Source organism: Acinetobacter sp. YH12205 (genome assembly GCF_013418125.1).
Taxonomy (GTDB): Bacteria; Pseudomonadota; Gammaproteobacteria; order Pseudomonadales; family Moraxellaceae; genus Acinetobacter; species Acinetobacter towneri.
In genome coordinates, this window is sequence record NZ_VPCQ01000010.1 from 14,541 (window position 1) to 26,021 (window position 11,481).

Genomic DNA, 11,481 nt, shown 5'->3' on the forward strand with positions numbered 1-11,481 from the left:
CCTAAAGTAACAATATAAAAGTTCTTAAAACTATGTAACATTTAAATGATTTTTAACCATATATAACATGTAACTTTGATATTTAAGATTTATAATTTACGAAATTGTTCATTTTTATCTAATTGGGGCGTGAAAGAGTGAAAGGCCAAAAAGTAGGTTATGTGCGAGTGAGTTCGGTCGAGCAAAATACAGGGCGTCAACTTGAGGGAATTGAAGTCGACCGGATTTTTGTTGACCGTGCTTCGGGTAAAAATACCGACCGACCGAAATTTCAAGAAATGTTGAACTATGTCCGGGAAGGGGACAGGGTGATTGTACATTCCATGGATCGTTTTGCACGAAGTCTAAAAGATTTGGTCACTGAAGTAGATAAACTGGTCAAAAGAGGGATCGCTATCCAGTTTGTAAAAGAGAATATTACTTTTACTGCCCAATCCACGCCGATGGATAATTTGATGCTGCAACTGATGGGTGCTTTTGCGCAATTTGAACGTGAAATCATTCTGGAAAGGCAAAAGGAAGGAATTAAACTCGCCTCTGTTCAAGGGAAGTACAAAGGCCGGGTACATAAATTGAAGCCTGATAAAGCTGAAGCTTTGCGACAAGCATGGAAGGAAGGGCAGTATCCTTCAAAAATGGCATTAGGCCAGGCATTTGGAATTAGCCGCCAAGCGGTATACCGCTATTTAAAAGCCGGAGAGGAACTCAGTTGAAATTGGCGACTATAATTATTTATCTTATGAAAACTGTGGAACACTGACCCGGTACGGTTCAAGTAAAAATAATTATATTGCTGAGGAGGTTCTTATTGAAAGAGCTGAGAAGTTGGTAAAAACTATTGAAGAAATAGCTAAAAATCAGCCTGTAAAATACGGGCTGATTTATTGTTATAACTTTTAAAGATTAAGTTTAAAATAATATTAGCTAGGTGTTGGAATATTAGTAGTTATAACGGGTTTCTTGATAAAGATCTTCAGAAATTGGAAGTTGGGCTACCTTTTTAAAACGTCCTGACTCTAATACATAATAATATGCCATATAGCCGAGAGAATCGTAGTCATTTGTGTAGAGCTCTTCTGTTGTTATGATTACCTTGCTATTTGCTCTAATGCTGACAATATTTTCACCGCCTTCACCACCAAATGGTGTATCAAGAATGGCACCTGTTCTTTTATTGATAAAAGTATATACACGACAACTCGTACCACATCCCCATACACTCAGAACATATTCGCCAGCAAAGTTAATATCTTCTTTAGAAGAGTTAGTTAGACGTGTTTTGTAATTTTTATGATATGGCGTTGTTAATTTTGGTGCAGAAGTGGGACCTGTATAAATTCGAGCGGGATAGTCTGAGAATTTAGGGATTTCTACGATTTGAGCAAAGCTTGTATTAATTATAAAAGTAAGAAACAAAAAAATTATAAAACGATTCATTTTAAAGACTTGTATTGGGAAAGTAGTTGCGTGAAATGTACCATATTTGGCACTGTTGCAAATAGAGATTTGAGTCGATGATGTTCCCTTTAAAAAGTGCTTAGAGACCGAAAACCCTGTTGATTAGACACACTTCACCCTGAGGCTGACCATAATAAAATGACGATGCTTGTCCTTTACGTAGTGCACGCATGACTTCAATACCTTTAATTGTGGCATAAGCAGTCTTCATAGATTTGAATCCTAATGTGGCCCTGATGATTCGCTTTAACTTACCATGATCACATTCAATGACATTATTTTTATACTTAATCTGCCTGTGCTCAATATCTACTGGACATTTTCCTTCTCGCTTTAACCGTGATAAAGCATGGCCATAGGTCGCTGCTTTATCTGTATTGATGACCCGTGGAATTTGCCATTTTTTCACCGTATTGAAGATCTTTCCTAAAAAACAATAGGCTGATTTACTGTTCCGTCTAGCGGAAAGGTAAAAGTCAATCGTATGACCACGTTGATCAACTGCACGATACAGGTAAGTCCATCGCCCCTTCACTTTGATATAAGTCTCATCCATATGCCATGAATGTAAATCTGTAGGGTTACGCCAATACCAGCGTAACCGTTTTTCCATTTCTGGAGCATAACGCTGAACCCAACGATAAATTGTACTGTGATCCACATTTATGCCTCGTTCAGCGAGCATTTCTTGAAGTTCACGATAGCTGATGCCATATTTACAATACCAACGAACAGCCCAAAGAATGATTTCACCTTGAAAGTGCCGACCGTGGAAGGGATTCATCTGCTGTATCTCGAAATAAATAAGATATTTAGCTTATCATGTCAGCCTATTTGCAACAGTGCCTTTTTAGGTGGTTCCGCTAGGGTATACTGAAAATAAACTTGTCCTGTACCTGATTCCAGTAAAACACTCTCCGAAAATATCGAGACGATTCACGGTTGGTTACAGATAGTTTGGGTGTTATTTTTATCTCTATGCTTGATAGGCTTTATGAGCTTACCACAAATAATTTTTCATTCGGTCAGTCCTCGCTTTCATCCGACCAATTTTGACTCAACTCACTCACCAAACGACTCTCATCGCATTTAAAATCAATATAGTGATAGGTATTGGCAGGCAATAGCCAATCCTGCCCTGTCAGTGGACATTTTTGTTCCATATCTTCTGCCTGTGTCCAATCACGGTAATTCATTAGAAAATAATAGGTGGGTACACCTGTGCTTTGTTCAATGATACGGCACAATTCTCGACCTATTTTGCTATGCTCAGAATTGGGATTTTGCATTTGCTCTAAGGCAAAGGCTTCACTTACTGGTTGAGAACCAAGCCACAAACGATATAACGCTTCAGCCTGACGATACCATGACCACACATTATCATAACAAGGGTGATCAGGTTGGGTATATGGGATTTTATATAGAGGAATGCCTTGTAAGGTTACTCCATCTAGTAAAGGCGAACTCCAGCCCCAACGCAACATGTAAAATTCAGATTGCGTTGGTACGGCATAACGGGGAAGAGGATAGTCATGGTCTTCTCCGATATACAAGGTTTGAATGGGTTTACCTGCTAACTGTTCGATTTTATTGTGCATTTCTTGGGCATAGCTGTTCATATTTTTACGGTCAAGGGCATCCATTTCAGGACACACCACAGTCACGCGAGTAATATCATTTTGGCTAACAGCTAAATGATGGTTACGGGGTAATATTTGTCCGTTGCCTTCTAAATTTCCTAAATAACAAAATACATCATGGTCGTGGCTATCATCATCTTCAGCGATACCTGTATATTGGGGTATGATAATATCAAAGGCGTGCATTTTTATATCTCATGCTTAATTTATATTAAATATATTTGGGGATGTTGCTGTTGAAATTGGTTAAAGTGCTGTCTTGTAGTGTCAATTTAACCTATACCGTCAATGCCGTACACTCTAAATATTAATAATACTTAAACTACTTGATATTATAACTATAATTTTTCTTATCATATTTACCGAAATAAGGAACAGCTACATCCTTATGCACTGTATTATTACTATCAGTATATGTAATTACTATAGAGTCTTCGGTGTCAGAATATTTTATAGGATACTTAAATGATTGATTAGGAGATAAATTACCTATATTTTCTGATTTATTAGTGGTTTTATAAGTTAAATTAACCTTAGTTATATCTTCGGAGGTTTTGTTATTTATAATTAGCATCCCTTCTGATTCACTTTGACTGGAACAAGCCACAGTAATTAATGCACTTAAGCTAATTACATACAGTTTTCTTATTGAGATCTTCACGAGCCAAACCTTTAGTTATTTTATTTAATACAAAATAATTCTATGCAAGAAATGCCACTCTCAACTTCTTAAGCCTATTGGAATGGCTGTATTACAAGAATTGTAAGTTTAATATTGAAAGTCTAACCTTCGTAAAATAAATGATTTAGCGAAAAAAAGTTGAGAGTTAAGCATAAAATGGAATCTTATTTTTCACCAAAGGAATTAGAAGATGTTAAAGAACCATTAGTTATAACTTTCATTTTGAGACTACCCTAAATTCTGTGTAACTATCTAGTTTTCTAAAATACTTCTTAAATTTTGTCAAAATGGCTTTATTAGCTCGAAAAACTAACTTTCTATACACCATGAAGTACACCGCGACTACCTAAATAACTCAATATACCAATATCATTAGCCTACAGCCTAAGGTTCTAGTCCTCACTAGGGTACCGAAGCAGTGAAATTGGTTTGCCATAGGCATACTAATCAGAGTATGAAAAAGAAACTCCTCTCTCTGCAAATTCTTGATTGAAAACACTAAGAACCTTCATACTAAAAGTATAATAAATAAGTACTAGCCTTTCTATTATGGTGATGTCGTTCATATTCCAAGATATTCTCCGATCATCTAATAACCCCTCCCAACTAGGATCGTTTATTTTAGGTATAGATTGACTGCCGTAAGAAGGTATTTGATCAACTAAATGACGCATATCATCGAGTTTTTGATTTGATAGGGGTTACCCCAGAATTTGGAGAAAATAGTACGACAAGGAATTTTGTCGACTAATTAATTTATTAAAATCAAAGATTTATATTTTTATGCTTTGCCTGTCTGCTAGAGATTGGCAACATGCAATTTAATTGAAAGATTTTTAACGAAGTTCTTAAATAACAACTACATAGAAGTAAATAAATGTACTTACCGCCCTATAATTTCCGTTTTCTGTGCTGACCCCTAATATAGCAGTTTTTCACTGAATAGAACTCAGATAACTTATCATTTGGTGATAGTCAGAAGCCTTTATTCCCTTAAAATAATTTTTGTTTTTGATATCAAGGACTACTTCTACCACAACCTGTAAACAGCGAATAAAAATCTTAAAATTTAAACCCTAATTTCGATAAGAAGGGTAAATATACTTTCTGCTTTTCACTATCTAATAATGCTTCAGCAATTTGTTCAGCAAACACATCGTAACTTCGACCTGCTTGCCCTTGTGCCAAATACGATGCCTCATGTAATTGAGATATTTTTTTAGCGAAGGCAAAGCGTTGATTATCGGTCATGGTTATAAACATATCTACTGTATGTGGATCACGCTCTGTCTTTTCAGCTTTTACCGTTTTGGGCTTGGTTCTTTGTTTAAATTTAAAGGTAAATCCTGTAATAGTGCGACCTTGCTTGTGTTGCTCATATTCAGCAATAATATCCGTGTGTTCGTTAATTTGACTAATAGCCAAATCTAAAACTCTTGCTTTGAAATGGTGCATACGCACATATTCATCACTCAATAACCCAAAATGATTTCTTAACTCATCTAACGAGATTTCATTGGTTTTGCCCACAGACCGCCATTTAATCAAAAACTCATACAGGCGAATAGCATATCGGCTCTGTAAGCCTTTAATTTGCTCTATCTCGTATTTGGTAAATTTTTTTTCCAATCCTACAATTAATGGTACAACGTCATTGGCGAATACTAATCTTACCAATCCTAAATCATTAACGTAACTAATCTTTTGCACAAAGCGACTGCGGACAAACTCAATTTTTTGACTACCCTCAACAAACTGGGTGTAATTAAATTCCGCTTCAAATAAACCATTGACTCCACGCTTTAGGGCTTCATAAGCCGTATGTTTAGCCACGTCAAACTGTTGCATATAAGATTGGGCATGAATAGTTAAAGTCTTGTTCAATACACTTTCAATATTATCGCCCAACTTACGAGGGCACTGTTGCAAATAGAGATTTGAGTCGATGATGTTCCCTTTAAAAAGTGCTTAGAGACCGAAAACCCTGTTGATTAGACACACTTCACCCTGAGGCTGACCATAATAAAATGACGATGCTTGTCCTTTACGTAGTGCACGCATGACTTCAATACCTTTAATTGTGGCATAAGCAGTCTTCATAGATTTGAATCCTAATGTGGCCCTGATGATTCGCTTTAACTTACCATGATCACATTCAATGACATTATTTTTATACTTAATCTGCCTGTGCTCAATATCTACTGGACATTTTCCTTCTCGCTTTAACCGTGATAAAGCATGGCCATAGGTCGCTGCTTTATCTGTATTGATGACCCGTGGAATTTGCCATTTTTTCACCGTATTGAAGATCTTTCCTAAAAAACAATAGGCTGATTTACTGTTCCGTCTAGCGGAAAGGTAAAAGTCAATCGTATGACCACGTTGATCAACTGCACGATACAGGTAAGTCCATCGCCCCTTCACTTTGATATAAGTCTCATCCATATGCCATGAATGTAAATCTGTAGGGTTACGCCAATACCAGCGTAACCGTTTTTCCATTTCTGGAGCATAACGCTGAACCCAACGATAAATTGTACTGTGATCCACATTTATGCCTCGTTCAGCGAGCATTTCTTGAAGTTCACGATAGCTGATGCCATATTTACAATACCAACGAACAGCCCAAAGAATGATTTCACCTTGAAAGTGCCGACCGTGGAAGGGATTCATCTGCTGTATCTCGAAATAAATAAGATATTTAGCTTATCATGTCAGCCTATTTGCAACAGTGCCCTATAAAAAGGGAGCTTTAGAGACTGTAAATAAAACTGTATTTACACAGAATTATTTACACCCTCGTGTGACAGTGCCGCCCTAAATTAAATAACAAATTTTTTCTATCTTTACTCTTGAATTGTCATTTAGATCAGGATAACTACAATAATTCTCTGATCCCCCAAATCTCTCAAGTTTTTCTAATATTTTCCTGTACATACCTCCCTTTTAAGCGTATCTAGATTTGTATTTGGAATTATATATTCTTCTTTTGTAGGTTCCATAGCTATTGGATCACCTGTTACTTCTTTGTACATAACTCCTCCTAGTCTTCGGAATTTTTCTTGTTCGCAATCTATCTCATATAGAACTGTTGACCTATTCTTCTCCTCTTTAAACTCGGTTTCTACCCAAGCTCTTGTTATTTTGGGATTCTTTGTACTATTTAATTTTATAATTTTAGATTGATAATTTGCATTATCTATAATTATTTTTGCAAATATATTTTGAGCATTAAGAACCATTACGCTGATTAATGTAATTTTTAATAGTCTTTTCACCTACTTAGTCTCTTTAAAGCTAATTTCCAGAAATATACTTATATTATTTCTGTTGTTCAATTTATTTTTTAATTTAATAATTTTAAATGGGTTAAATGGGTAAGGACACACAAATGGGAAAAACTCCCTGTTGCTATACGAGATCAATTTAAGAAGTAACTAGCCAAAGTCATAGAGCAGCCACATATTCCAAAGAATATGCTGAGAGGCAATCTTGCAGGTTGCTATAAAATTAAATTATTAAAAGCTGGTGTCAGACTTGTCTATCAATTTAAAGATGATCAGGTAGTTATCTTGCTCATCACAGTCGGGAAACGAGCTGATAGCATAGTTTATGACGAAGCTAAAAAGCGTATTAAAGACTAAAAATGGGAGCTTATAGCTCCCATTTTGAATGGGTTCTAACATTTTGACTTTGCATAGCACCTATTATATTAATTTTAGGAATACTTAAGTTTAGTTAAGAACAATAGTCTTGTTTAAATCTTGAATAAGGAACATTTCTACGTTGTGTTAGATCTTTCCCTTTTAAATCATTGGCTAATTTATCTGATAATTCTTCACTAGATTTTATTTTGTTTGGAACCCATGAATAAGCATGTCTAGGTAAAATTTCAAAAAGATTAGTCATACCAGGTACATAAGAATACTTAAATTGAGTATAAACTTGATCATAGAATCCCTTACAGATTCTATCATTTTCTTTTGAAACTAAATTTCTATTCATAGATGTTGAGAAGTCATATAAGCTCCCATTTTTGTATTCATAATCATATTTTTTCCCAGTTTTAGGACTTTGGCTTGATGTTATTTTTATACCTGAATTAAGCTCTGAAATAGTAATATCTAATGACTCTTTGAATTCAATAGTTTCAGATTTAATTAATTTTGCTAGATCGTTAAACTCATATATAAAATAATGGCTTTCTGGGCTACTCATACCAAACCATGCGCCACATGTACTTGTTACAACATAAGTATTCTGCTGTTGCTTATATATCTTTTCTAAGATTTCACATTGTGGGTCGATCTCACTAATAAAACCAGCATTTCTATTATTGTTCTCAATAGAAAATGGATACTGTTTTACATATAACTCACTGTATTTATTTGTTATTTTATATAAACCAATATTTTCTGGATAACCTTCATTATTTTTTATAAATTTGAATGGCTTAACTTCAATGGCATACGCAACACTACCAGCCATTATGAGAATATTTAGTAGAAATATTTTAGAAAGAGGACTTTTCACTTTAAATACCTTATAAGTTTAAATTATAAAGTAATTTTAGCTACTAATTAAAAAAAAAGGTGAAATATTCAATTATTAATTGTCCATTTAACATAATGGTGGTTATACGCAATACACTTGTATATTAATATAAAAATCATAAACTTATAAAATAACGCAACCCCCTAAAACTCGTAAAAAGCCGACTTTGAAACAAGTCGGCTTTTTTGTGAGCGGTTTTGATATTTTTTGCCAACATTTTTGCTCAAAAAATACTCAAAACAGAAAATCACCTACAATCTATAAGGCTTTCAGCCTGAAAAAAATCCACAATTTCTGCGGATAAATCTGGGGCTATTTTTAAGCCAGTTTTGTACGCTTTGACGTACAGTAATTTAAGGAATCTGCTTCTAGCTGATCAAAGCGTTATTTCTTATGATGAAGTCATAGAGAGCAGGAAGCTCCAAACAACAAGAATAAGAAAGATCAGCACAAGGATGGTTAGGTACGACAGGAGTTATACCTTGCAACCAAACACGAAAAACCCCGACAGGATGTCGGGGTTTTTTATTGCAATTCAAAAACTGGCTAAGTAGCTTTGATAAAATATAGACTATATTTTTGCTGCTATATATGGCCTGTCATCACAATAGATCTGCTTAATAAATGGCTTGAGCAACAAGACGAATTAATTTACCGTCTCGGGGATTACCTTAGTTTATCGTTATTATTCTCTAATTCTTTTAATTTCTTGAATCTAAAATCTTTTGCACATTGAATAAATTTCTCAGTCTTTTTTTCATATAAAGAATGAGCAGATTCACCAAAAAACTCTATAAGATAATAATAATGATCATTTTTATACTTAAAGTAAGAATAAACTAAATAACTGTCACTGGTACAGTGCCACTGAGCATAGCCATATCCTTCTTCATCTTCCCAAATACTATCTTCTTGTCTCAAATGTACATGCTGAATTTCTTCTTTTTGAGCATTTTTTGAAAACTTATCAAATCTATCTCTTCCAAAATATTCAGATGCAGGTTCATCTCTTTCTTGAACATTTCTAGATGGAGCAGGATGTTCTCTGTTTCGGCTAGCTTGCTTGTATATAAGAAATTGATCAGCAATAAAATTTAATTCATTGCTGATTCCCATTTCTTCAGCATCATTTTCTAATTCTTCAGAAATCTCTACATAAATCATTTTTATGCTTGAGTTTCATGAGTAGAATTTAATAATTTCTCATTACCTCTAGCTGTTAGCATACCTACCGCTCTAAAGAAACTAGCTTGCTTCTCACTATTTAAAGGTTTGGCAACAACTTTTCGTGGTTTTCCACGACGGATAACTACTGCTTTAGTTACCATATTGAATCTCCTTTAGATCCATAAAAGTTATTTCATATGGAATATATACTAGCATAAATCATTACCAGTTCACTCTTATTATTTTTTCGCTATTAGCGAAAAAATATTTGCTAATAGCTAAAAAAAATGTATGATGAATAAGTTACTTCTTGTTGGATAATCACCCATTTTTGTTATTTGAGTATTTAAATACTCGGAGGTTTAACCACCTCAAATTTCGGGGGGATATGGCTCTTGATGACATGTAGAGATCTCAATGATCGATATGCGGTAAGACTATAATTCCATCGATATGAGTGCCACACGCAATGGAGCGTGTGGCACTTTTTGAAGAGTCAAGTGCTGAACACCAGAGTATTTTTCTTCCTAGCGTAAATGGGGCCAATTTTGGTCGTTAAGGAAGATTCAAATGAAATATTTAAGTAACGTTCAGCAGCCATCTAAAGTTGAGAATAAGGCTAATAAACCCAAGCCTCCAAAAGGTTGGAAGTGGATTAAACTTATTCTAGTAGTGTTGCGGTTTATTCTAAAACACATCCTTCAAGAGGACGATTTAGGAAACTAAATTATCCCTTGGAGAACACTTCTTTAGGTGGTTCTCTTTTAAAAAAGCTTATTAGAGGTCTTTTAAATGCTTAATGATGCACTACTTACCATGAGGAAGTATCATCGCATATCTCAAACAGAATTATCTCAATCTCTAGGCATTTCTAACTCTTACTTATCTGAAATTGAAAGTGGTAAGAAGAAACCAACTCTAGAGTTACTAGATAAATATTCTGAATATTTTGATATCCCTGTTTCTTCCTTAATGTTCTTTTCGGAAAATATGGATAAACGTGACACTTTATCAGGAAAATTTCGTTATTTTGCTGGTAGTAAAGTAATCAAACTTATGAACTGGTTAAGTGAAAATGGAAAATAGTCAACCTTCTGATTATGCAAAATATGTATACGAATTAGAGTTACTGAACTCACCGTTATTTCATATTACAAGCAAGAAGCGACTAGCTATTTTATTATGTTCATCTATTAAAGAACTGAACCATATTGTTCGTTCAAAAAATCAGATGTATCAATATTTTAATGAAAATAAGACTGATGATAGTGGAAACATTATTAAAGTCCGCCCTATTCAAAATCCTCATGATAGATTGAAGCAGATCCATTCCAGAATTGGGAAATTTTTGGGTAACTTGAAAGCTCCTGATTATTTACATTCAAAACGTTCTAAATCTGCAATTTCGAATGCAAAAGCGCATGTCGGTCTTAAGGGGCATACGCTAAATATTGATATTACTGATTTTTATCCTTCTACTTCTAAGGCTAAAGTGCAATCTTTTTTTGGATATACTCTTCAATACCCAACTGATATTGCTAAATATATATCTGAAGTCTGCACTGTAAATAATTGCCTTCCTACAGGTAGCCCATTAAGTTCAGCATTAGCTTTCTGGGCTAATAAATCCATGTTTGATGAAATTTATAGAATGGCTAAAAGTCGCTCTATAACTATGACTGTTTATGTTGACGATATTTCGTTTACAGGAAAGGCCGTCAATCAAAACTTTCTAAATAAAATTATTCAAATAATAGAGAAATATCAGCATAATATTAAACAAGAAAAAATTAAATTTTTTCCTGAAAATAGCATTAAATTCGTCACTGGGGTGGCAATAGTAAATGGTAGTTTACAACCTGCTCATAGGCATTTCCGAGATATTAGACAGCTTAAAAAAATTGATAATAATATCCAAGCAGCTCTACGATTAATAGGAAAAAATAATTATATAAAACAAATCATTAACCATGTCTAAAA

General features: G+C 34.4%; 14 protein-coding genes. 4 read left to right on the top strand and 10 right to left on the bottom strand.

The features are described 5' to 3' along the window. Positions 1 to 137: 137 nt before the first annotated feature. The gene (locus tag FTU92_RS12020) at positions 138 to 713 is read left to right on the top strand and encodes a recombinase family protein (RefSeq protein ID WP_075316580.1); all 576 of its coding nucleotides are present in this window, start codon (positions 138 to 140) and stop codon (positions 711 to 713) included. Between the two features lie 226 nt (positions 714 to 939). On the opposite strand, the gene FTU92_RS12025 is transcribed toward FTU92_RS12020, so the two are convergent. The 7 genes from FTU92_RS12025 to FTU92_RS12055 all read right to left on the bottom strand — a co-directional run bounded on the left by FTU92_RS12025 (position 940) and on the right by FTU92_RS12055 (position 7,058). Then, positions 940 to 1,437 (bottom strand): hypothetical protein, encoded by a 498-nt coding sequence (locus FTU92_RS12025; protein ID WP_180009768.1) that lies wholly within the window; start codon positions 1,435 to 1,437, stop codon positions 940 to 942. A 100-nt stretch (positions 1,438 to 1,537) separates the two neighbouring features. After that, positions 1,538 to 2,242 carry an IS6-like element IS1008 family transposase gene (locus tag FTU92_RS12030; RefSeq protein ID WP_043963410.1) on the bottom strand — a complete coding sequence of 235 codons (705 nt, stop codon included), beginning with the start codon at positions 2,240 to 2,242 and terminating at the stop codon, positions 1,538 to 1,540. Between the two features lie 241 nt (positions 2,243 to 2,483). Next, positions 2,484 to 3,284: a DUF2310 family Zn-ribbon-containing protein gene (locus tag FTU92_RS12035; protein WP_114237944.1), complete on the bottom strand. Its 801-nt coding sequence runs from the start codon at positions 3,282 to 3,284 to the stop codon at positions 2,484 to 2,486. Between the two features lie 136 nt (positions 3,285 to 3,420). Continuing rightward, on the bottom strand, positions 3,421 to 3,759 hold the full coding sequence (locus tag FTU92_RS12040) for a hypothetical protein (RefSeq protein WP_114237945.1): 339 nt from the start codon (positions 3,757 to 3,759) through the stop codon (positions 3,421 to 3,423). Between the two features lie 1,083 nt (positions 3,760 to 4,842). Continuing rightward, positions 4,843 to 5,709 carry a replication initiation protein RepM gene (gene repM / locus FTU92_RS12045; protein WP_306669327.1) on the bottom strand — a complete coding sequence of 289 codons (867 nt, stop codon included), beginning with the start codon at positions 5,707 to 5,709 and terminating at the stop codon, positions 4,843 to 4,845. Between the two features lie 39 nt (positions 5,710 to 5,748). Then, the gene (locus FTU92_RS12050; RefSeq protein ID WP_043963410.1) at positions 5,749 to 6,453 is read right to left on the bottom strand and encodes an IS6-like element IS1008 family transposase; all 705 of its coding nucleotides are present in this window, start codon (positions 6,451 to 6,453) and stop codon (positions 5,749 to 5,751) included. A gap of 245 nt (positions 6,454 to 6,698) precedes the next feature. Then, positions 6,699 to 7,058 carry a surface-adhesin E family protein gene (locus FTU92_RS12055; protein ID WP_179989163.1) on the bottom strand — a complete coding sequence of 120 codons (360 nt, stop codon included), beginning with the start codon at positions 7,056 to 7,058 and terminating at the stop codon, positions 6,699 to 6,701. Between the two features lie 171 nt (positions 7,059 to 7,229). On the opposite strand from FTU92_RS12055, the gene FTU92_RS12060 reads away from it, so the two are divergent. Then, complete coding sequence (locus FTU92_RS12060) at positions 7,230 to 7,424, top strand: type II toxin-antitoxin system RelE/ParE family toxin (RefSeq protein ID WP_050595110.1); 195 nt, start codon at positions 7,230 to 7,232, stop codon at positions 7,422 to 7,424. Positions 7,425 to 7,518: 94 nt separating this feature from the next. Here FTU92_RS12060 and FTU92_RS12065 read toward each other — a convergent pair whose 3' ends face one another. The 3 genes from FTU92_RS12065 to FTU92_RS12075 all read right to left on the bottom strand — a co-directional run bounded on the left by FTU92_RS12065 (position 7,519) and on the right by FTU92_RS12075 (position 9,662). Continuing rightward, on the bottom strand, positions 7,519 to 8,313 hold the full coding sequence (locus tag FTU92_RS12065; protein ID WP_031946098.1) for a hypothetical protein: 795 nt from the start codon (positions 8,311 to 8,313) through the stop codon (positions 7,519 to 7,521). A gap of 687 nt (positions 8,314 to 9,000) precedes the next feature. Further along, a complete protein-coding gene (locus FTU92_RS12070) occupies positions 9,001 to 9,498 on the bottom strand; it encodes a type II toxin-antitoxin system YafO family toxin (protein ID WP_180096308.1) in 498 nt (165 codons plus the stop codon). A gap of 2 nt (positions 9,499 to 9,500) precedes the next feature. After that, entirely contained in the window at positions 9,501 to 9,662 is a 162-nt protein-coding gene (locus FTU92_RS12075; RefSeq protein ID WP_153957353.1) for a hypothetical protein, read from the bottom strand. Between the two features lie 631 nt (positions 9,663 to 10,293). Between FTU92_RS12075 and FTU92_RS12080 the strand changes: the two genes are divergently transcribed. Next, positions 10,294 to 10,587 carry a helix-turn-helix domain-containing protein gene (locus FTU92_RS12080; protein WP_000930834.1) on the top strand — a complete coding sequence of 98 codons (294 nt, stop codon included), beginning with the start codon at positions 10,294 to 10,296 and terminating at the stop codon, positions 10,585 to 10,587. Further along, a complete protein-coding gene (locus FTU92_RS12085; RefSeq protein WP_000431810.1) occupies positions 10,577 to 11,479 on the top strand; it encodes a reverse transcriptase family protein in 903 nt (300 codons plus the stop codon). Before FTU92_RS12080 ends, FTU92_RS12085 begins: the two co-directional genes overlap by 11 nt. Positions 11,480 to 11,481 lie beyond the last annotated feature (2 nt).